The 22,000-nt window shown below is 54.6% G+C and carries 19 protein-coding genes and 1 pseudogene; 12 read left to right on the top strand and 8 right to left on the bottom strand.

The genetic code is table 11. The features are described from left to right. The first annotated feature begins 143 nt into the window (after positions 1 to 143). The 3 genes from BLU89_RS18835 to BLU89_RS18825 all read left to right on the top strand — a co-directional run bounded on the left by BLU89_RS18835 (position 144) and on the right by BLU89_RS18825 (position 3,844). Positions 144 to 1,145, top strand: a complete 1,002-nt coding sequence (locus tag BLU89_RS18835; RefSeq protein WP_074738903.1) for a helix-turn-helix domain-containing protein — start codon at positions 144 to 146, stop codon at positions 1,143 to 1,145. A gap of 353 nt (positions 1,146 to 1,498) precedes the next feature. Next, positions 1,499 to 2,506, top strand: coding sequence for a GlxA family transcriptional regulator (locus tag BLU89_RS18830; RefSeq protein ID WP_074738901.1), 1,008 nt, complete (start codon positions 1,499 to 1,501; stop codon positions 2,504 to 2,506). Positions 2,507 to 2,683: 177 nt separating this feature from the next. Beyond that, complete coding sequence (locus tag BLU89_RS18825; RefSeq protein ID WP_074738899.1) at positions 2,684 to 3,844, top strand: amidohydrolase; 1,161 nt, start codon at positions 2,684 to 2,686, stop codon at positions 3,842 to 3,844. Between the two features lie 143 nt (positions 3,845 to 3,987). On the opposite strand, the gene BLU89_RS18820 is transcribed toward BLU89_RS18825, so the two are convergent. The 4 genes from BLU89_RS18820 to BLU89_RS18805 form a co-directional block, all read right to left on the bottom strand. Further along, positions 3,988 to 5,667 (bottom strand): ArnT family glycosyltransferase, encoded by a 1,680-nt coding sequence (locus tag BLU89_RS18820; protein ID WP_074738897.1) that lies wholly within the window; start codon positions 5,665 to 5,667, stop codon positions 3,988 to 3,990. After that, complete coding sequence (locus tag BLU89_RS18815) at positions 5,660 to 6,649, bottom strand: glycosyltransferase family 2 protein (protein ID WP_074738895.1); 990 nt, start codon at positions 6,647 to 6,649, stop codon at positions 5,660 to 5,662. Before BLU89_RS18815 ends, BLU89_RS18820 begins: the two co-directional genes overlap by 8 nt. Before the next feature lie 115 nt (positions 6,650 to 6,764). Then, on the bottom strand, positions 6,765 to 7,667 hold the full coding sequence (locus BLU89_RS18810) for a hypothetical protein (RefSeq protein ID WP_143030619.1): 903 nt from the start codon (positions 7,665 to 7,667) through the stop codon (positions 6,765 to 6,767). A gap of 34 nt (positions 7,668 to 7,701) precedes the next feature. Continuing rightward, complete coding sequence (locus BLU89_RS18805; RefSeq protein ID WP_074738891.1) at positions 7,702 to 8,238, bottom strand: class I SAM-dependent methyltransferase; 537 nt, start codon at positions 8,236 to 8,238, stop codon at positions 7,702 to 7,704. Positions 8,239 to 8,338: 100 nt separating this feature from the next. Between BLU89_RS18805 and BLU89_RS18800 the strand changes: the two genes are divergently transcribed. After that, complete coding sequence (locus BLU89_RS18800) at positions 8,339 to 9,439, top strand: polysaccharide pyruvyl transferase family protein (RefSeq protein ID WP_143030618.1); 1,101 nt, start codon at positions 8,339 to 8,341, stop codon at positions 9,437 to 9,439. Here the strand turns inward: BLU89_RS18800 and BLU89_RS22000 are convergent. Continuing rightward, on the bottom strand, positions 9,429 to 10,634 hold the full coding sequence (locus BLU89_RS22000; RefSeq protein WP_074738887.1) for a glycosyltransferase: 1,206 nt from the start codon (positions 10,632 to 10,634) through the stop codon (positions 9,429 to 9,431). The two genes, BLU89_RS18800 and BLU89_RS22000, sit on opposite strands and share 11 nt — an antisense overlap. A 718-nt stretch (positions 10,635 to 11,352) precedes the next feature. Here BLU89_RS22000 and BLU89_RS18790 point away from each other — a divergent pair. From BLU89_RS18790 to BLU89_RS18750, 8 genes and pseudogenes are all read left to right on the top strand, one after another. Beyond that, positions 11,353 to 12,354, top strand: coding sequence for a beta/alpha barrel domain-containing protein (locus BLU89_RS18790; protein WP_074738924.1), 1,002 nt, complete (start codon positions 11,353 to 11,355; stop codon positions 12,352 to 12,354). A gap of 104 nt (positions 12,355 to 12,458) precedes the next feature. Further along, the gene (locus tag BLU89_RS18785; RefSeq protein ID WP_074738885.1) at positions 12,459 to 13,736 is read left to right on the top strand and encodes an ABC transporter substrate-binding protein; all 1,278 of its coding nucleotides are present in this window, start codon (positions 12,459 to 12,461) and stop codon (positions 13,734 to 13,736) included. 123 nt (positions 13,737 to 13,859) lie between these two features. Continuing rightward, entirely contained in the window at positions 13,860 to 14,780 is a 921-nt protein-coding gene (locus tag BLU89_RS18780) for a carbohydrate ABC transporter permease (protein WP_074738922.1), read from the top strand. Further along, positions 14,777 to 15,610, top strand: coding sequence for a carbohydrate ABC transporter permease (locus BLU89_RS18775; RefSeq protein ID WP_074738883.1), 834 nt, complete (start codon positions 14,777 to 14,779; stop codon positions 15,608 to 15,610). Before BLU89_RS18780 ends, BLU89_RS18775 begins: the two co-directional genes overlap by 4 nt. A 3-nt stretch (positions 15,611 to 15,613) precedes the next feature. Then, on the top strand, positions 15,614 to 16,720 hold the full coding sequence (locus BLU89_RS18770; protein ID WP_074738881.1) for an ABC transporter ATP-binding protein: 1,107 nt from the start codon (positions 15,614 to 15,616) through the stop codon (positions 16,718 to 16,720). A 149-nt stretch (positions 16,721 to 16,869) separates the two neighbouring features. Then, on the top strand, positions 16,870 to 17,718 hold the full coding sequence (locus BLU89_RS18765) for a MurR/RpiR family transcriptional regulator (protein WP_176797729.1): 849 nt from the start codon (positions 16,870 to 16,872) through the stop codon (positions 17,716 to 17,718). A 12-nt stretch (positions 17,719 to 17,730) separates the two neighbouring features. Further along, positions 17,731 to 18,362: pseudogene (locus BLU89_RS18755) on the top strand (class II aldolase/adducin family protein). Between the two features lie 16 nt (positions 18,363 to 18,378). Beyond that, positions 18,379 to 19,878, top strand: coding sequence for an FGGY-family carbohydrate kinase (locus BLU89_RS18750; RefSeq protein WP_074738875.1), 1,500 nt, complete (start codon positions 18,379 to 18,381; stop codon positions 19,876 to 19,878). 54 nt (positions 19,879 to 19,932) lie between these two features. Here BLU89_RS18750 and BLU89_RS18745 read toward each other — a convergent pair whose 3' ends face one another. The 3 genes from BLU89_RS18745 to BLU89_RS18735 are packed head-to-tail and all read right to left on the bottom strand — an operon-like array spanning position 19,933 to position 22,000. After that, the gene (locus tag BLU89_RS18745; protein ID WP_074738873.1) at positions 19,933 to 20,730 is read right to left on the bottom strand and encodes an iron chelate uptake ABC transporter family permease subunit; all 798 of its coding nucleotides are present in this window, start codon (positions 20,728 to 20,730) and stop codon (positions 19,933 to 19,935) included. Next, positions 20,730 to 21,470: a metal ABC transporter ATP-binding protein gene (locus tag BLU89_RS18740; RefSeq protein ID WP_074738871.1), complete on the bottom strand. Its 741-nt coding sequence runs from the start codon at positions 21,468 to 21,470 to the stop codon at positions 20,730 to 20,732. Before BLU89_RS18740 ends, BLU89_RS18745 begins: the two co-directional genes overlap by 1 nt. 2 nt (positions 21,471 to 21,472) lie before the next feature. Then, positions 21,473 to 22,000: a transcriptional repressor gene (locus tag BLU89_RS18735; RefSeq protein ID WP_425441415.1), complete on the bottom strand. Its 528-nt coding sequence runs from the start codon at positions 21,998 to 22,000 to the stop codon at positions 21,473 to 21,475.

Raw genomic sequence — 22,000 nt, 5'->3', positions numbered from 1 at the left:
CACATGCCCGCCAATGTCAGAATACGAAGACGCAGCTGAATAAAACAAACCATCAAACCCCCCGCCAATCAGGCAGGGGGGTTTTTAGCCAATCGAGGAACGGCTGCAAAACGCCAACCACGTGCAAAACAGGTGGAGGAGAAATGAAGCACTATGTCCCTGCAAATGACCATGCGCATTTGGCCGAAACCACATTGGGAAGACAGAAACGCGAACATCAGATCGAGATCATTCTCTGCGAGCCTGATGCAAGAGCATCTGCTCATATGCTGGTCGAGTTCTATCGCGCACTGAATGATCTTGCCGAAGACCATGTGTATGTCACGAATATCCGCACCATGGCCCAGGGTACTGCAGGCGGGCCCTTGCACTGGTCCGGGCGCACCGCGATCTTTTGGGGAGATATCTACAAAAGCTGTCAACTAACGGCGCACGACAAAGCCTGGATTGCGCAGGTTCTGAACCTGTCCTCGCGCTCGGTTTTGGTTGGTGGCGCGGTATTTCTGCTAACCCACACAGCCCGCGTGGCCAATCCGGTTGCGTCTGTCCACCCCAATTTTTCTGCCGCAGCACACGAGGTTGGTTTGATCGATAGTGGCACGGGTATATACTTGTCACCAGATAGCCGCACCCATAGTGCGTCGAGCAGACTGGCTGCATTGCGGTTGATGTCCGACTTTATTGCTTTGGATCACGGTGAGCATCTTGCCGACTCCGTGCGCAGTTATATCGGTCTGATGGATAAGAAACCCGCCTGTGAAAGCCAGCTTGCGGCCCGACTGATCCGTCGTTCCAAAGCCGATCCGATGGTGCGGCAGGTCGTTGAAAAGATGCAGAGCAACCTGGAAGACCCCATTAGAATCCCAGAATTGTCCACGGCGCTTGGCACCTCGACACGCCAGCTACAGCGGCGGTTTCTGGATCGAACAGGAGTAAAACTTCTTACAACATACAGGGAACTTCGTCTCGAGCGCGCCCACAGCTTGCTTCAGTTTACCGAGATGCCATTTCTCGAAGTGTCTACCGCAACGGGTTTTTCATCTCCGGGCGCATTGACGCGCGCTTTCCGAGATCACTACAAAACCACACCGGAAACTATACGTAATCGCCGATTTGCAGGAAACATCTCGGGTGGTATTGCCTGAACCGCATTCACTCCACCGAAGCTGGCCGAGGTGTATTGTGATCTATGCCCTGATCGGCCGTAAAACTTTTGACCTCCCCAAAGTGGGCGTTAAAACAAAGAGCATATGTCGCAAATTCCCCGAAGATGGGCGCTCTGACCAATAGCTGCGCATCAACAATTTGGTTTATTTTGGCAAATCGTAACCGCTCCGTTTCATTCCCAAGAGGAACCCTATTTGTCCGCGAGCAGCGATCCTAGTGACTGGGGTGCCAGGAAAAGCTACTTGCTCAATTAAGTGCCTGACCTTTCCGCCCAATACCGTAAGGTGTTGAGGCCTTTCACCCGTCTTGGTCCGTATTGGGAGGAGAGAGAATGAACCAGAGAAACTTTATCCCCAAAGGGGCCGCCAGCTATGGCATCGAATATGACGGGCCATCCAAAGAGATCTATTTCCTGCTCCTCCCGAAGCTTACCATGCTTGCCTTCAGCGCAGCGGTTGAGCCGCTGAGGATCGCCAATCAGGTCACCGGCAAAGAGCTTTATAAATGGTATCTCATCTCTGAAGACGCACACCCTGTTTTGTGTTCCAACGGCGTTAAGATAACGCCCGATCTGGCCCTGCATAACCTGCCGAGGTCGTCCAGATTATTCGTATGCTCGGGCATCGAACCTTCGGAAAGCTGCAACCCCAGAATTCTTTCATGGATCAGCCGTCAAAAGGCGTTTGGCTGCAAACTCGGCGGTATTTGCACCGGTGCATTTACATTGGCCAAGGCGGGGATGCTGGCCGGAAAAAGGTTCACTCTGCATTGGGAGAACCAACCCGCATTTGCCGAACATTTTAATGACCTGACGCCTTCGGCGAACCTCTATGAGATCGACAACGATCTCATGACGTGCGGCGGTGGTAACGCGGCCACCGATATGATGCTGGACATGATTGAAACAGACTTTGGGAAAGATCTGGCCATCATAGTTTCAGACATGTGCATTCATTTTCGGTCCAACAACCAGAAGACGCTCCAGAAGTCTGCATTATCCGTCGCGCTGGGGAGCCGGAACCAATACCTGATTAATGCCATGCAGATCATGCATGAAAATCTGGAGGAGCCTCTGGATATCTCGGAAATTGCTGAAATCGTTCAAATCTCACGCCGGCAATTGGAGCGGTTGTTTCAGAAATATGTCGAGGCGTCTCCGGTTCAGTTCTACATCGAACTGCGTGTCGCCCGTGCCTACGCTTTATTAAGCGAAACCGAAATGACAGTTGCCGAAATAGCTGCCGCCACCGGTTTTGGCAGCGCGACCCAACTCACCGTTCGCTTCAAGAAGCGGTACGGTGAGGCGCCAACGTCATTCAGACGGGGCTGGTCCGACTAGATCAGGTGACTGCCGCGCGCCTTAGCGTCGCGCTGTCTGAATATCACAGGCAACCCGAAAATTGGACCGGTCTGCGGACCTTCACTGTCATTCAGGTAGACCCGGCCGGAATCGTGATCTACCACTCTACGTCAATACCCAAGCTCACTTGGCTCAGCGTGCGCCAGATATCTGGGAATGGAGGTCGTCTTGGATTTGAACCTACCCGAATTGCGTCGACTGAGACAGTCGTTCCATAAAGCGCCCGAATTGGGTTTTCATGAGACGGAAACCAAAGCCAGGGTCGCAACATTGCTGCGTCAGTACGGGCTTGAAGTACATGAAGGTGTGGGCGTAGTCGGCATTCTCAGGGCCGGCCAGGGCAATCGTGCTATCGGATTGCGTGTCGACATGGACGCGCTGCCAATTCAGGAAGCAAGCGAGCATGATTATGTATCTCAGAACCCGGGTGTGATGCACGCCTGCGGCCATGACGGTCACATGACGATGCTTTTGGGCGCAGCGGAAGCACTGGCCGCTAATCCCGGATTCAGCGGCACGGTCGTATTTCTATTTCAACCAAACGAAGAGCTGGGCCTCGGAGCCCAAGCGATGCTGGACGAAGATGTACTGGGGCGATTTCCAATCGACGAGGTCTACGCCATACACAACCTGCCCGGTGCCCCCACCGGACAGATTTCCACACGAAACGGGCTGATCTGTTCCTCGGAAAGCCTGTTTGAGATCACGGTTACCGGTCAAGGTGGCCATGCCTCTATGCCACAGGCAGGGCGTGATGCCCTGACCATCGGATCAGAGATCGTTTTGGCGCTACAGACGATTGTCGCACGCAAGCTCGCCCCAGGCGCCGGAGCTGTTGTCTCGGTGACCGAGTTTCTGACAGATGGGCAGCGAAATGTTCTGCCGGGAACAGCAACGCTCAAGGGGGATGCGCGGGCACGCAGCCCTGAAGACCGGAACGAGATCGAAGCACATATGCGCCAGATTGCCCATGGCATCGCCTCTGCTCATGGCGTCGAAGCACATGTGGATTACAGGACCGAATTCATCGAGACCATCAACGCTCCGATCCCGACCGAGGCCGCCATTCGCGTCGCGCAAAAGTCCGGGTTTGATACAATCCCTGATCGCCAACCGATGAGCTTTTCGGAGGATTTCGCCCATTTCAGCGCCGCGGTGCCCGGCTGTTTTATCCTGCTGGGAAATGGCGAGAACGGCCCAAACGGTCAGCCGCTACATTCAAACGACTACGATTTCAACGACGCTCTTTTGCCGATCGGTGCGGAATTTTGGGCTAACCTTGTACGCGACAGGCTGCCACTGCAGGAAAACGGCTAATAGGGCTCAGCAATTCACTTTGGCGGCACTTTGATAGTCCAAGTTGACCTTTCATACCCAACACGGCCCGTTGCTATGTTCGCCAACCTTCATCACCTGGATCAACAGCGCTTTATGTTTGACATGAAAAAATCGAAGGAGGCTCAGAACGGAAACATCCAAAAGCCGGAATAGATCTTGGTGCCGAGGCTATCAGACGGAATCGGTTCCACACCTGTGTCCCAAATCAATTTGACTGAGGTTCCAGGTGGCCCCTTTAACTCCAGCGGCTCAGCACCGAGAGCGAGAACAGTACCGCTAGTCACCATCTGGTCGTCAATTTTGATAGGTTGGTTCGCTTCAACCCTGTATCGCCCCGGAAAGGGCAGGTTCAACATGACCTCATCTGCTGTCAACGCGACCTCCGCCCCCGCAAGCCAGATCACACCTGCATAGTGTACATATGACCGTCGCAGAACGTCGTGGTCTTCTGGAAGCAACTTTGGAACCGCTCCGCGTGAAAGTGATTGGGCCATCGTTCGCGTAAGTGCCACCTTGTTCGCGATCAACAGAGGTGGTTTAGTAATTCTGATGATGTCCACAAAAACCGGCTGATTGGCCCGTCTGTAACTGGTGAGCCCCCAACTGGACATAAAAAAGCCGACCCGCGGGAAAGATGCAATCATTCCGCTGTCGTCTATGTAAGGCACTGGGCTTTCAAAGAGTCGATGAACTTCAGCTATCGTTGCGCGTTGTGTTCGTGTCCGTGTTCCTTCGCGCAAGACCAATGCTAACTGTAAGCAGGTGCTGATCAGCATTACAGTCATAATACGGATCATTGTCTGCGTTTGCGTTATGCGTTGCGCACCAATTGCAGCCGCCACCATTAACAAGGGCACCGCAAATGGAAAGAAATACACATAGGCATTGCGATAAACCACAACCGAAAGAAATGGCCCCGCAAACAGCAGAAGAACAATTGTGCGCCTCCGATCACCCTGAGCTGTCAGTCCCAGAACAACTAGGCAGACTTGCGCAAGACTGAACAGAAACCAGTTTAAAACTTCCTGAGAACGCGGCACCCAACCGCTATTCAGAAATGTTGTGTTCAACGCAGATTTAGCGTTTGTAGCAGTGGTTTTTCCTTCGGCGACTGAAATGCCGGAAGAATGCCACAGATATAGAAGCGCACAGAGAGCTGCGGACAGGATGCCCGCACCAATTATTCTGAGAACGACGCTCCGATCTTCAATCCGCCAGATTAGAGCAGCAAAATAGGCGGGCAGGTATAAAGCCGATTTTATGGTGACTAAAACGGCAAGCGCGCTTAGCAGGGCAACAAGCACGATCTGAATGACGGACATTCGTGTCGTTAGAATGATGGCTATGGACGAAGTCAAAAACGCGGCAGCGATTGGATCGGCACGGAAACTCGCCCCATGAGGCAGAACAAATGCAGAGGTTAGAAACGCCAATACCGCGATGATTGAACATCTCTGGTCGGAGAATTCTTCTGCGATCTTGTAGATCGAAAAGCAGGTAGCGGCCAAAAATCCGATCATGACGAGGCGCGCAGCGAAAATCTGGCCCATCTCATGACCAGGAATCTTACCGAGCCAAGCAAAGCCGTGAACAAAAAAAGTCTGCAACGGGCGATCAAGCCTCCCGTCAAGGAAGGCATGTACATGGGACAGGAAGTAGAACTCATCCCAATTGACGTTCTGTGTATAGGCGAGCACGGTAAGAAGCAGAAACAATACTGCAATAGCGTAACGCCCCAGCAGATAGTAATCGCTTTCTGAACTGGTGCTGGGGCGAGGATGCTTCTTCAAAGCATCAGGCATTTTCTGCGATGTCGACAGCTCGAAGTGGTACAATTTCGGGGGATTTCTGTACCGGTCGCAACAGATCCCGTGCCCTAATATCTTCCAATAAATTGCGGTTGGTGGCAATCAAATCGGCCAAGATACCCACCGCGAACATGATTGTCGCCATGGCAAGCAAGACGCCTGATAAGACCAGAGATTGAATGTGACCTGCACCGCCATCCGTCAGGTAGAACAAAACAAAGCGTGCGATACCAAAAAGCCCGGGCAAAGCAAAAACTGCAGAGAGTGTCAGGAAGAATTTTAACGGGGCATAGATAACAAAGACCCGCAATATGGTACGCGCCGAACGGGTCACATACTCGGTTATCCCTTTGAACAGGCGCGAGGGGCGTGTGACGCGGTTAACACGGACCGGTACGGACGTTATCGGGATCTTCTTGCGCCCTGCCTGGATGATAGTTTCCAAAGTGTATGTATATGTATTTATTACGCAGATACGTGCCGCAGCATCGCGCGAATAAGCCCGGAAACCGCTAGGCGCATCAGGTATCTCAGTACCACTGGCCAGACGTACAACCCAACTTCCGAGCCGTTGCAAAGCCTTTTTTATGGGTGAAAACTCATCAATCTGTGTAATCGGTCGGGCGCCAACCACAATTTGCGCAATGCGTTTTTGTATTGGCTCGATAAGTGCGGGGATGTCTTCGGCACAATACTGATTGTCAGCATCCGTATTCACAATGACATCGGCACCAAGAGACAAGGCCTCTTCAATGCCCGCTGAGAACGCGCGCGCCAAACCCAAATGACTGCTCAGTTGCAAGATGTGATCTGCACCAGCCTGTCGCGCGACATCGACCGTACTATCAGTAGATCCATCGTCGACCACCAGAACTTCGACCGAGTCCACCCCCGGAATAGACCTGGGAATTTCACGTATGGTCTGGGCGATTGTTTCCTGCTCATTGAGGGCGGGGATCTGAACAATAAGCTTCATGTGATAAGTCGACTTTTCTGAACCACCAATCAGGACTGCACCAAGATCGCGGCAAAATTATGTTGGCGCAAGGTTTTCTTATCGGCGACACGAAGTATGGGATTGCCCCCGGCTGTCAGGGCTCACTCGCTTCTGAGGGCGTTTTGGAACGAAGGCCCAAGCAAACAGCGATAGGCGCCAGCACCATTAGACCCACAATGCGATTTAAAGATGTTGCAAGGTAACCCGCAGCTGCTGCAAGCGCGACCAACGGCGAAAGCAGCGCAGCGGTTCCTTCTCGAATGCCAAGGCCAGCCGGGACTATTGATATTGATGCCCCCACAACACTGGAAACTGTTAGAACAGAAGCCTGTCCAAAAGTTCCGTCAACCCCGAGGACCCTAAAGCACAGGAATATTCGGGTTGCATCAATCAAGACCAAACCGATCTTGACTAAGGCAAGCCGCACGACCGTCGCATGTTTTTTGAAAACATGGATTCCAACTGCTGCAACAACGATGAGAAGAAGTAAGCCAAACAGACAAAAGATCAGCCCGAGCCCCTTCCGGTCTGTGCCCTCGCCCTCAATAACCAATAGCCAAACACCGGAGTACAGAAATGCGACGCCGACCCAGAGGAACGAAATCAAAAAAGTTGCGGCGGTCCCCTCTTTCAGATTAGCCCCTTTGGCCTTCAGCGCACCGATCCTTACCATTGTGCCACCTGGGATCGGAAGCATGTTGGCGACGCTCGCCACGATCGTGATCTCAAGTGCAGAGATGCGCGAAAACTCACGACCGATAAGCTGGCCTGAAAGTCGGAACTCTTCAGTGTTCAGGGCTACGGTTATCGGAATACCAAACACCACCAGTATCAACAGCGGGATATAGTTGAGATCAGAAACCAGTTCTGGTTTTGCGCGGATCGAGACATAAACACCAATCGCAAAGCCAAATGCGGCCAAGATCAACAACAACCGTTTCCAAAGTGGTCGGCGAGCGGGCGAAACCCGTGATGTCGGACCGGATTCTGCCATCATTCTGAGAGCCGATCCAGAATCATCCGATGCCACATCACGACGACTGCTTTGTGGCTACAACAAAATGACCGAAAGGCATTTTCGCAGGCCCATGGACTTCAACTTCAACGTCGTCAAACGCAGCAAGCATCCGCTCTAGCGCATAGCGTGTAAATCGATAGAAATCGTGCGGCTCGTCATGCAGAGGAAAGGCAAATGGAACTGCAACGATCAGACGACCACCTGGTCTGAGCGCTGCGTGAAGATTACACACTGCAACTTCTGTTTCATAGACATGTTCCAAGACATTCAGGCACAAGATCAGGTCGTATTGTTCTTGGATATTCATCTTCGTGATATCAAGTACTTCGTGCCCATGGGCCGGGTTGATATCCGTTTGCCGGAACTCGGCGACATCGTTGAATATGTGCACCGCAGAATATGCTTCTTGGCCCTTCACCTGCTTGCCGCTACCGATTTCAAGAACACGCTGATCGCGCGCGCTCGGTGCGATTTCTCGCAAACGACGGTAGTAGAAATCTCGTGTTCGGGTAACGGCCTGCAACAGTTTTCGAGCTATGTTCTTGAACATTTAAGGTAACTTCATCTAAGGTTCTTCTGAACAAGTTCCGGTGACTTCTACTCTGATCATCCGACGAACATCCACCAAAAAAAATCCGGATGACGAAAGCATGTATCTAATTCTGCACACATTCAGCCGCAGAAACTCTGGCGACGGTCTGCTTGTTGATCTAACCTTAGAGGCCCTTAAAGACGCGGGAATTGCAGCTGACGAATGTGCGCTCCTGGCACTGGATCCTGAAAGCTTCGACAATCCTATTAGGGTCTATCGCGCACCAGGAGAACCCTTCGGACGCCCCTCGCCCAGATTAGCGCGCGCTGCGCTGGAGGTGCTCGTAGATGGCGTTACGGCTGGCCATCTGGGCACCGTCGGAAAACTTGCACGACACGCCAAAGGATTGATCGCCGTTGGTGGCGGTTATCTTGTCGCGGACAGTTTCGTACGGCAATCAGGTGTTCTGTTTAATCACATGGCTCAGTTATCCGCGGCGGCTCGATCAGAGGTACCAACGATATATTTGCCGCAAAGTATCGGGCCAGCGACCGGCTTGGTTGGCACAATGATGCGCAAAAGGTTGGCTGCGGTAGATCGTCTTTATGTTCGTGACGACAAGACGTTTTCAGAACTTGGCTTTAACAATATGCGCCGCGTGGGTGACCTTGCAGTCATGAAACTTGCGCGCAAGATTCATGACATCACTCCCGAAAATCCCAGTGGAAAACCAGTGCTGGTGGCACGAGATCTACCAAGCGCGGGAGAGTATCAGGGGCGGCTAACACAGCTGGTGAAAGGGTTACACGAACCTATTTATGCCGTACAAGCTGACGCACCTGGCCCGCGCTCAGACGCCGCCTTCTATCGCCGAATGGGTTGGACAGACGATGGCAGCTTTCAGAAAATCCTTCGGAGCGGTGCGCCTGGTGTCGTTGTTTCGGTCAGGCTTCACGGGGCCATAGCCGCACTGCTTGCGGGTTGGCCCGCGATTCATCTATCATATGAAAGAAAGGGATGGGGCGCTTACGAAGACCTCGGCGTCGCAGAATACGTGCATGATGCGCGGACCTTCGATCCCGATCTGATTCTGGCGCAGGTCAAACAGCTTTCTGAAGATCCAATGCAGTATTGGGATCGAATCCGAAGTTCAGCAGACGTACTTAAGACTCAATATGCAGGAATGGTCGATGACCTTAAGAAACGGCTTAACCCTTGAAGTTAACGCTGTCAGCTACGCTCAGATACTCTTCGATCAGGCAATCCCACGTGTAGTGCCGCATCGCATGTTGCAAACGTCTGGACCGATTCTGGATCTCATCCAGGTTTAGGCTCAGAATGCGCTTGATAGCGCACGCAAAGGCCGCTGTGTCCGCAGGGTCGTCCAAAAACTCAACATCATCTTTAATCGCTTGCCATTCGGGCAAAAGCTCAATGTTTGTGGCTTTCGAGGCGATAACAGGTTTGCCCGAAACCAAAGCCTCTAACAGCGAAACCGGCATACCCTCCACATCCCCCTCTGCGTTGACCGACGGAAAAGCCATGGCAAAACAGTCACCGAAGAACCCGGCTTTCTCTGAACCTGACAGGAAACCGGTGAAATGGGTATCTGCGTGAATTGGGCGTGCCTTCAGGTCTTCGGCATCTTCCCCGTCACCGGCGAGACCAAGCGGGACCGGCTGACCATCCATCGCCAGAAGCTCAGCCGCATCAATCAAGTGATGAATACCCTTCTTTTTCGACAACCGGGATATCGTGCCAACAGCATACTTCGACCCCTGCACTCCATTGCATCGGGATGAGCGATTGAGATCAAGCGATACCCCCATCGGGAGGACATGGCATTTGAGCCCCGGCGACAGGGATCGGGCAAAGACCGCTTGATCAGAGTTGACGCAAAAGAAGGCTTCCGCCTGCCGCAATATCGCGCGCGCAAGGCGGCGACCCAAAATTCCAAACTTGCCAAAAACAGATAAATCAGACGAATGGTTCTGAAGCAAATAGGGAAGATGAACGAAACGCTTGAGCGCAAGTGCCACTAAACCCTGCGGCATCACCCAATGTGCATAAACCAGATCAATTTTTCCCTCTCGAGCAATTGATTTCGCGGCGGCGTATTGGCTCCATAGGAAAGGAAAAATCTGAAACACTCGCCAGGGGTTTTTGCGAATGTTCGGTAGGATCGCTGGATAGGCAAGTGTTTGCATTTGTTCGGACGGCATGTAGCGAAAGCGTCTAATTTCAATGCCATCAAGCGTTTCATTCAATGCTGCGTCCTGGTCATGTGGAGCCAGGATAAAGATCCTGTCCTGCGGACGTTTTGCACGCCATGCCAGTGCCTGTTCCAAAACGAATGGGGCCTGTTGATCGCCCGCACTCCGCGGGAAAGTTGATGTCAAAAAAAGAATGTTCATGGGCACTTTAAATCGATGATTTACCAGTTAATTGGGTCTCGCACATTCAAAGAGCCCCACGTAGCACTTGAGAACGAGTGGTACTGTATCCACCGGTACTTGTGACTGAAATACCATATCAATCCCGGCCCTCAAGTCATCACACTTCGGGGTCGGTATCTGGTATCAAGAATTCCTTAGCACCGTTTGTCCCCCAAACTTAGTTGGCCCTCCGTCATGTTTAGAGGAGCCACGAAATCAACAGAAATGAGGAACAGAGCAGGCCTTGATAACACGGTCTGAAAAACCAAACTACTCCGCGCAATGTGCAAGGCCACAGCCAGATCGCCTGTTTTCACGTTAGCCTCCAACTCCTGGCCGCGATTTTCATGTTTTGTGTCGTTGGGGTTTTTCGAATATACACCATCGCATCACAATAAAAGAAATTTTTTTTCTTGTACAAAAAATAAAACTATGCACCCTTCTTGTTACTTAGACTGTCCACCAGTCAGGTGAGGAGAATGCCGCATCATACAGTGCGCTCTTCAAGCCAAGTTTGAAATTGAAGTGATGAGCGCCGCATCCCAAGCTCAGCACAAGTAATTTCAAGTTTCATTCTTATTCGAAAGCTCCTGGCAGGGGCAGACACTCGGTTCGAGTGTACCCAGTCAGTGCGTTTTTTGTGATCAAGTGGCGTATCCGTGTCGCGAATACACGGGATGGCAACAGGGGGAAACTGATGTTCCAGGCTAAACGATTGGATCACAAGCTCACACGAATTCAGAATGGAGAATACCACCCCAAAGACTTCATTATTGCCGATGCCAAAGACAGCGACATGGCGCTCGGCGTGTGTGCGGCGGGTCCACAATATGCTTCCAACGGGCAACCAACCGGGAAACACCGGCCGCTTCAGGTGTATCGCGACGCAATGAGTGAGATGATTGCAAGCGATCTGGTCGACGTGATGCTGACCTCGTTGTCATCGGGCGAGTATCTTGCCCGTCACGCGGCGTTCGTTGGTTCGGCCGTGACCCCGGCAATCCGGCTGAATGACGGCAGCGATATCTGGCACTGGCGCGGGGCGAACTACAAGTCATATCCGACGGTGCCGTTTCGCACGGCACGTTTGGACAGGGTGAAACCGTTGGCAGATCTGGGCCTCTACGCGCTGACTTTTTTCAATGACCTCGACCAGGATCGACGCTCGCTAGAGGCTTATGCGCAGTTCCGCGACGCGGCCTCGACTGCGGGAATTCGGCATTTTCTGGAAGTGTTCAATCCGCAGTTCGACGTCGCAACAGGCGACGCGGAATTCGCCGCCTACAACAACGATGCCATCGCACGATGCCTTGCAGGCGTTTCGCGCCTGGATCGGCCCGTGTTCCTGAAGGTGGTCTATAACGGCGCGCGCGCCACTGAAGAACTGGCGTCTTTCGATCCTGAGAACTTGATAGTCGGCATTCTGGGCGGGGCGTCTTCGACAACGCGGGACACGCTTGAGATGGTGAAGCAGGCTGAGCAATACGGGGCCCGCGTCGCGCTGTTCGGGCGCAAGATTTTCTTTGCCGAAAGCTCAACCGGGATCGTTCGGGCCATGCGGCGGGTGGTAGAAGAGAGGATCTCTTCCGAGGAAGCGACCAAAGCCTATCACGACGAACTGCAAAAGGCGGGACTCCGGGCGAAAACGCCACTGACTGAGGATCTGGAACTGACCGATTCAGCGCTGAAGGCAGGATAAGGGGCATTACAGGCTGGCGAACAACTCCGGTGGCAGAAACCATCGGCGGGCAGGGCCACTTCGGTTAGCCGGAGGGTCTGGGATTCAAGGAGGAGAGAACAGCTATGTTTAGAAAGCAGATGCTCGCGACACTGGCCGCGCTGATGACATCCACCGCAGCCACGGCCGACGAGACAGAGGTTACAGTGTGGTCCTGGTTCGTGCAAAGTACGATGGAAAAACCCATTGCTGCGTTCGAGGAGAAATACCCTGACATCAAGGTCAAATACACTTATTATAACTATTCGCCGGAATACATTACAGCGCTGAAGGCCGCCGCAGCCTCAGACAGCCTGCCGGATGTGATCGGCTTACAGCCTGGTTCGCTGACGCAGCAATACCGTGAACATCTGACTTCTGTGAACGACATGGCTGCGGCTGAATGGGGTGCAGATTGGGCGGATAACATCTTTCCTGTGAACCGCCGTCAGGTGCTGATGGGCAACCCCGAAGGCGACGAAGGCTATTATATCGTACCGCAGGAATCTCAGGTTCTTTGCATCTGGTACAACCGCAAGATTTTTGACACGCTTGGCCTTTCGGCCCCGCAGACCTATGACGATCTGAAAGCCGCCGCCACAGCGTTGACCGAAGGTGGGTATATCCCGATGTTCCAAGGCGCGGCTGACGGTTGGCAAAACGAGAATGTCTTTTTGATGCTTGCGAACCAGTTCTCTGCCGGTATCACCGACAAGGCGCAGGCTGGCGAAGTCCCCTGGACGTCGCCCGGACTTGTGTCGGCAATGAACGCATGGAAGGGGCTGTTCGATGACGGGATCTTCCAGCAGGGCGCACTTGGTGCACATGCCTATCCCACAGGAGCGCAGCTTTTGGCGCAGGGCAAGGTTGGTATGATGGCGCTAGGCTCATGGTGGATGCAGGAAAGCAAGTTCCCGCCACCATTATCGGAATATGTCGAGAACATGGATGGGTTTGATTTCTTCTATATGCCGCCGGTTCCTGGCTCGACCCAGCCCAGCCCGCCGGTTGGTGGTATCGACATCGGCTATGGCCTGACCAAGAATGGAGCAGAGAACGAAAGCGCCTGGACCTTCCTGACCGAGCTAACCAACGGAGTCGGTCTGCAACAGGCTCTGAACGATCTCAATGATCTTCCCGCTTTCAAGGGCCACGAGCCGCAAGGCGAAGTATCTGATCATGTCAAACAGATGTATGCCCGTTTCATGGAGGATCTGCCCAACGCCGAAAATCAGCGTTTTGCGATTCCGGCCATTGCCGAAGCACTGGATAACGCGCTTGCGGGTGTTGCTGCGGGCGAGTTGAACGCCGAAGATGCATTGGCATCGGTCCAGGCGGCCACGGATAAGGCGCTTGGGCAGTAGAACCAGCGCACCCGACCAAAGGCGCTGCCGCGAACACAGAAGCAGAGCGGCGACGCCAAGAAAACCCGCAGGATCGTAAATGATATGGCACAGTGCATTCGATATAGTGCAGAGGCCGAACTGATGAGTGAGACAGCGCAACTCCCGAGACGCTCCCACTCGGTTGCCCGTTTGACGAACTTTGCGTTCGTCCTGCCTGCCGTTGTGCTCTTTGTGGTGTTCATTGCCTACCCGATCCTGTGGGTTGCTCAAAACAGTCTGCTTTCAGCGGGTTCCGAAGGCGGCACTCGCTATGCCGGTTTGACGCATTACATCGACATCCTGTCCAACCCCACGTTCTGGACTGTGGTGCGCAATATGTTTCTGTGGGGTGTCATCACAATTCCAGTGCAGATGGTGATCGGCGGGGTTCTGGCCTATTGCATCGAGCGCCATACCCGGGCCTGGCGCGGTTTTTTCCGAACTGCCTTTTTCCTGCCTGTAGTGACATCGGTGTCAGTGGTCAGCCTGGTCTGGGTGCAGATCTATGCACCCTATTACGGGATTGCGCAGGAGTACCTGAAACATATCGGGATAACATTGACCTACTCGCCAATAGGCGATCCAAAAACCGCGATTTACGCTCTGATCATTGTGAACATCTGGCAGTGGACCGGATTTTCGATGCTGATGTATATCGCAGGGATTGCCAACATGCCACCAGAAGTGCTGGACGCAGCACGTGTCGATGGCGCACGGGGATGGCGTCTGGCCGTTCATGTCATCATTCCGATGCTGGCGCCGTCGACGAAATCGCTGTTGATGCTGGGCGTGATCGGCACGTTGCAGACCTTTCCAATCGTGCACCTGATGACCGGCGGCGGGCCAAACTGTGCCAGCGAGGTTTTTGGCACATTCATCTTCAAACAAAGCTTCATTCTGGGCGATACGGGCAGCGGAGCGGCGCTTTCAGTCCTGGTACTGATGATCGCGCTTGTCCTTTCCGTACTTCAGATCGTGTTTCTAGGGACGCAGCAATCCTCTGCAAAAGGACGAAGCGCATGACCCGGATATCGCGAAGCAGTGCCAAATCCCTCGCCCTTCACGCCACTCTTTTTGTGGTGCTGGGGTTCTGGATGCTGCCTTTGGTCTATATGGTATCTGTCGGGTTACGATCGCCATCGCAGGCCTTTGACCCGGTGCTTTTTGCCTGGCCAGTCACCTTTGCGAACTTCATCACGGTGATCCGCGACAACCCGCTGACGGGTATCTTCCTCAACAGTCTGATTATCACGGTCGCCACCGTCATCACCGTGGTGAGCGTTTCGGCCCTGTTTGCCTTTGCCTGCTCGGTTCTGCGCCTGCGGGGATCGCTGGTGATTTATGCAACCTTACTGACAACGTTGATGGTGCCGCTGGCCTCGTTGGTGTTGCCGCTGGCCATCCTTCTCAAGACCTTTGGTTGGGTTAATACCTATTGGGGCCTGATCTTTCCCTACTCGGCGCTTGGCGTGCCGTTTGCGATCGTCATTCTGAAGGCGTTCATGGATGATTCACCCAAGGAACTTTTTGATGCGGCGCGGGTGGATGGCTGCAGTTCGTGGCAGACCTTCTGGCACGTTGCGCTGCCACTGGTGCGCCCTGCACTGGTTTTCGTCGCCATATGGCAGTTCATCGTAACCTGGAACGAGTTCTTTCTGGCCCTGATCGTACTGACAAGGGCCGAGATGAAAACACTGACCATCGTACCGATGCAATATTCAGGCCTTTACATGGCTAATCCTGGCGCGCTTTTTGCCATTCTGACACTGATCGCGCTTCCGCTGATATTCCTCTATGTGCTAGTGCAACGCGCCTTTGTGCGCGGGCTTTTGGCCGGTGCGGTGAAAGGCTGACCCATGGCGACCCTCCAGATCGATAACATCATCAAACGTTTCGGCACAGTGACGGTCATTCCGGAATTGTCGCTAACAGTCAAAGACCGCGAATTCTGTGTTCTGGTCGGTCCATCAGGATGCGGGAAATCCACCCTGCTGCGGATCATTGCTGGGTTAGAGGCGATCAACGCAGGGCGGTTACTGGTCGATGGCCGGGACGTATCCGCACTGGCACCGCCCGAGCGCGGCATTGCCATGGTTTTTCAATCCTATGCTCTCTATCCGCATATGGACGTGAACCGTAACATGGGTTTCGGCCTGGAGATTTCGCGTACCCCGCGAAACGAGATCGTCTCACGGGTTGCGCGTGCGGCAGAGTCGCTGCATCTGGGCAAGTTCCTGCGACGGCGACCTCGGGAATTGTCAGGCGGCCAGCGCCAACGCGTGGCCATCGGACGGGCCATCACTCGCAAGCCAACGCTGTTTCTGCTGGACGAACCGCTTTCAAATCTCGATGCCGCACTTCGGGTCAACATGAGGGTCGAAATCGCCCGACTGAAGGAAGAGCTGAACTCGACCATGATCTATGTCACACATGATCAGGTCGAAGCGATGACGCTGGCCGACCGGATCGTAGTTATGAACGAGGGTCGGATCGAGCAGGTCGGTGCCCCTCTGGAACTGTATGAGCAACCCGGCAACCGATTTGTCGCGGGGTTTCTGGGCTCACCGGCCATGAACTTTCTGTCCGGAACGGTCGCGCAGGTTGCCGACGGCGCGGCCCGGGTCGATCTGACTGCCGGGACCTCGGTTATGATACCGCTTGCGGGCCGCGTTGAGACCGGTCAGTTCGTAGAGCTTGGAATCCGGCCAGAACATATCAAGCTAAACGAGGATGACGATGGAGTGCCCGTCAGCGGACGAGCGGCAATTGTCGAGATGCTTGGCAGCGACACGTTTGTGCACGTCCGCCTGGGTGATGAAACGATTGTGGTACGCGACAGCCACGGGCGCCGGATCGGCAAAGGTTTGGATGTCGATCTGCGCCTGCCAGTCGAGGCGTGCTATCTGTTCGATCAGACCGGCCTACGTGTTTCCCGACTGAACGGGCTTGCAGAAGCCGCATAAGAGCCTGAAAGGAATTGGACCGCACCGTTATGAAAAACGCCTCTGACAATACCCCCTACCCTCAGTCTGGAAACAGCTCTGATAGCAGCGCTCCTGGGATTGCGATCTTTCAAAAGCTGGTCGCGGTTGCGCGGTCATCAGACAAGACAATGGCAGGTCTTTCACAATGGATTCTGGACAACCAGGCGCAGGCCACAGGGCTGACAATTTCCAGCCTCGCCCAGCAGACCGGCGTCAGCGAGACGACGGTGTTCCGCTTTTGCAAGATGCTTGGGCTGAAGGGCTACAAGGATCTTCGGTTCGCACTCGCCGAGGGGCGCGGTCTGGCGCTCGGTACGCAACTCGCCGGCACCGGAGCCGAAGGCCCCGATCCGAAGGATCACCGCATGTCTTCGATCATGCGGCGGGTGATCGACGTGAACACCGAGCAATTGCTCAAGACTGCAAGCCTGGTACCGTTGGACGCGCTACAGCAGGCATCGGATCTTATCGTGGCGGCCAATCACATCCATCTGGTGGGTTTCGGCAGTTCAGCGCCGGTAGCGTTTGACGCCTATCAGCGTTTTCTGGCGCTTGGGTTGACCGCAAGCGCCCATTCCGACCCTCACATTCTGGCCGCCGTCACCGCCACCGTGCGACCGGGGGCGTTGTTCTTGGGCATTTCTTGCTCAGGGTTGACGCGGGACATCACTGATACGTTCGAATCTGCAGGTACGCGCGGATTGAAACGGATCGCTATCACCAGCAATCCGAATTCGCCGGTTGCCGCGGGTGCGGATGTGGTGCTGGTATCTGCTGTCCGACGTTCACCCGTGTCCATGGACGTCATTAGCACCCGGATTTCACAACTGTCGATAATCGAAATGATTTGCGTTGCGTTGGCGGAAAACTACGCTGCCGATCCTACGATCATGCATGATACCAAGATGATCGATCAAGAGATCGCAAAAAAGCGGGTTCCCGTTCGAGACACTCCTCCCCCTAAGAAAACTCCATGAGGTTTCAGGACCATGACTAGTACCGATCCCGTCAAAGCATCCATCGTACAGTGTTGTCATCTGATGGCACACAAGGGCCTTATCGCTGGCACTGAAGGCAATGTAAGCGCCCGGGCGCGCGACGGTGGTGTCTGGATGACGCCATCGAACCTGAATAAGGGGAAGTGACCAAAGAGGTCTTGGTGCGGGTAGATTTTGAGGGCGAAATCATCGAAGGCGACAGACAGCCAACCTCGGAACGTTTCATGCATCTGGAATTCTACAAGCAGCGACCGGGCGTCAATGGGGTGGCGCATGGTCATCCGGTGTACTGCACCGCCTATGCCGCGGCTCAGAAAAAGTTACCCCGGGGCATTCTGCCCGAGCTGGTTGCCACCATCGGCGACGTAGCGCTGGTACCTTATGGCACGCCGTCAGGCCCCAAACTGGCCGCGGAGGTGGCAGCCTTTGTCAATTCGCACAATGCATTCCTGCTTGAAAATCACGGGTCAATCGCCTGCGGCGAGACAGTTCTGCAGGCCTATCAGAGGCTGGAAGTTGTCGAAGCCTATGCAAAGACCTGTTGGGTGGCCGAAGCAATCGGCGGTGTGAGGCCGATATCGGCTGCGGCCATTGCGGATCTTCCGACCCCTTCCTTTGCTTGACCCATAGGGTGCACTGATGGGTGATATATTTCTGGGACTCGATTTGGGCACCAGCAGCTGCAAGCTTATTGCTTTTGATGCTACAGGCCAGCTGCTATCGGGCGCGGTACGTTCCTACGGCGCGTTAAATCCGCAAAAGGGTTTTCACGAAATCGATGCCAACGATGTCTGGCACAAGGCTGTCGAGTGTTTTGCAGAACTGCGCACCACCGAGCTTCCGGGCCACGTGCGCACACTGGCGATCTCAGTGCTCGGCGAGGCGATGGTGCCACTGGACACGGACGGAGTGGTGCTGGCTCCCGCTCAACTCAGCTCAGATATGCGTTGCACCAAAGACGTCACCCGCCTTGATGCGGAAATCGGCGGGCAAGGGATATACGCGCGTACAGGCCAGCCGCTTTCACCGATTTATACATTGCCGAAACTCATGTGGTGGCGACGTCATCGGCCAGAGCTGCTTGATGATGCGGCCTACCTGCTGTGTTTTGGAGAGTTCGCTCTGATGCGTCTCGGGCTACCTCCGGTCATCGACCGGTCGATGGCCGCGCGCACGTTGCTTTATGATATCCGCACCGGCGATTGGTCAGACGAGTTGCTGGCCTATTGCGGCCTTCACCGCGAAAGACTGGCACGCATCGGGCAGAGCGGCGATGTGATCGGCCAAGTGCCCGATGCGGTCGCGAAAACGCTATCCCTGCCCTCAGGCGTTACGGTCGTGCTTGGCGGACACGATCAGCCAATGGGTGCGCTCGGCGCAGGAGTGGTGGCACCGGGGACTGCAATGTACTCCATCGGTACAACCGAAGCGCTTGTGGTGTCGGTACCCGGCCCGAGCGCGGACTTCGCCAAAGCAAACATTCCCTGCTCTGCACACATAGTCCCCGGACAATATGCGGCACTTGCAGGCACGCAGAGCGGCGGGCGGTGTTTGGACTGGTACCGCAATTCCATAGGTGCGGCGGACAAGGGCAGTGCCATTGCAGAGATCGGTGATATGCTGGCGTCACTGCCAGATGAACGTGCACGCTGGCCCATCACCCTGCCGCACCTTCTGGGCAGTGGATCGGTTCTAAACGATCACCAAAGCCTTGGGGCAATCTATGGGCTGCGCATGAATACCAGCCAAAGCGATCTGTTGCTGTCTTTACTGGAAGGGATCACCTTCGAGCAAGCCCTGAACCTTGAGGCGCTTGAGATGACCGGACGGGTGCAAAACCTGCGCGCAGTCGGTGGTGGTGCGCGCTCATCCCTTTGGTTGCAAATGAAGGCCGATATTCTTAATCGCAAGATCACGCGGGTGGCAATAGAGGATTCCCCCTGTCTGGCTGGTGCAATTCTGGGACGTGCCTGTATTGAGCAGCAGGACGTGGTAGCCGTCGCGCAGGACATGATCCGCGATGACGCAACGTTCATCCCGAGGCCTGAACGCCATGAATTGCACGCGGTCCGGCTGGAAGTTTATCGCGACCTCTACACCGCTTTAAAACCGTTGTCGCAAAAAGTGGACTTTCAGTGACCCTCAAAGCGATATCTGACCGGTGCTCATAACCGGGCAACATGGGTTTCCGCACTAAGCTCCGCGCCTCGTATGCCATCCAATCAGGCTGAAACACGCAAACAACACGGCTGCGACGCAGACAATTGAAGGTCCTGCTGGCGTATCGACCACGTAGGCAGACCTTAGCCCTGCAACGGTGGAAAATGCGCCTATTGCCGCTGCGATTAAAGCCATCGATTCAGGTGACCGCGCCAAACTGCGGGAAGCCGCCGCCGGTATGATCAGCATCGCGGCAATCAGAAGAACACCCACGACTTTGATGGCCACGGCCACAGTTACGGCCAGTGCCAAAGTCAGGATCAACTGCTCGCGCTTGGGATTGAGGCCGCTGGCATAGGCCAGTTCTTCATTCAGCGTCGCGGTCAAAAGCTGGGACCATCGCCATGCGATCAGCCCCACGACAAGAGCAGCCCCACCCCAGATGACAACCAGATCCCAGCGCGAAACCGCAAGGATGTCGCCAAAGAGATACGCCATCAGATCAATGCGAACGCCCGACAGGAACGACACCGCGACAAGACCAAAAGCAAGCGCGGAATGCGCCAGCACACCCAGAAGCGTATCCATCGCATAACCGCGCCCAGTCAGCAGCGATACGGTCAGCGCCATGGCAAGCGCAACCGCCAGCGCGCCTGCAAAGATCGACACCTGGAAGGTCAGCGAAAGCGCGACACCAAGGATCGCCGCGTGGGCTGTGGCATCTCCGAAATAGGCCATTCGACGCCATACAACAAAGCATCCTAGAGGCGCCGCAGCACAAGCTACGCCAATACCCGCCAGCGTTGCACGCGTCATGAAATCATCAAGCATTATTCCGCGGCTTCCTGAGAGTGTTCACATTGATCGTGATCATGATCATGATCGTGCCGATAAAGCGCCAACGCACCGCCAGTGCCCGTCCCGAACAGAGCGCGATATTCCGGGGCCGAAGCCACAACAGCAGGCGATCCCTCGCAACACACATGCCCATTGAGACAGATCACTCTGTCCGAGGCACTCATGACCACATGCAACTCATGACTGATCATCAGTATGGCACAACCGGTTTCCCGCCTTACCTCCTCAATCTGGTGATAAAACGCCGCAGAACCGGGTTGGTCCAGTCCCTGAGTTGCTTCGTCCAGCAACAATACATCCGGACGGTTGATCAGCGCCCGCGCCAGCAATACACGCTGGAACTGCCCGCCGGACAATTGCGACATCTGTCGCTTCAGAAGGTCCGGCACTCCAGCCGCTTCAAGTGCATCCACGCATTGTTCGCGAGAGACTGGATCAGTCAGTCGCATGAATCTTTCGACAGAGATCGGCAGCGTCGGATCAATATGCAGTTTTTGCGGGACATACCCAATCTTCAGACCCGGTTTCAGCATAACCCGGCCTGCGGACGGTTTAGTCGCACCGATGATCGCCCGCAACAGACTGGTCTTGCCCGACCCGTTCGGACCAACAATCGTGACGATCTCGCCCGCCTCTACCGTCATTTCTACATTATGCAGGATGGTGTTTGCGCCATAGCGCACGCTGAGATTCTCAACGGTGATCAGGGTCATTGCTACGCCTTTTCGGTGCAGTCAGGGCAGAGCCCTTCGGCTTCTACAACCGTTCGTTCTATTTCGAAACCCGCTGCGCGTGCAGCCGCGCCAAGGACGCCTTTGGTCGGTGCCGACTGAGCTTCGGCAACAGCGTCACACTTTCGGCAAATCATGAACGCCGGTGAATGCACGGCGCCGGGATGAGAACAAGCAACAAAGGCGTTCAACCGCTCGATCTTGTGGACAAACCCGTTCTGGACAAGGAAATCAAGCGCGCGGTAGGCCACCGGCGGCTGAGACCCAAAACCTGCTTCACGCAGAAGATCGAGAATGGCGTAGGCTCCAAGTGCCCGATGCTCTTGCAGCAACATCTCAAAAACCTTGCGCCGGACAGGCGTCAGCCGCAGCCCGTCTTCTTTACACCGGGCTTCCGCTGCAGCCAGTGCAGTCTCGACACAGTATTCGTGGTCGTGGTCATGGAACCCAACCGGCGCCGTGTCGTCTGCTGGAGTGGAGCGTATCTCACTTGTCATGTTATTCCATATCAT

It is taken from the genome of Ruegeria halocynthiae (assembly GCF_900106805.1).
Classification (GTDB): Bacteria; Pseudomonadota; Alphaproteobacteria; order Rhodobacterales; family Rhodobacteraceae; genus Ruegeria; species Ruegeria halocynthiae.
This window is presented reverse-complemented; position numbering and strand designations above follow the sequence as displayed.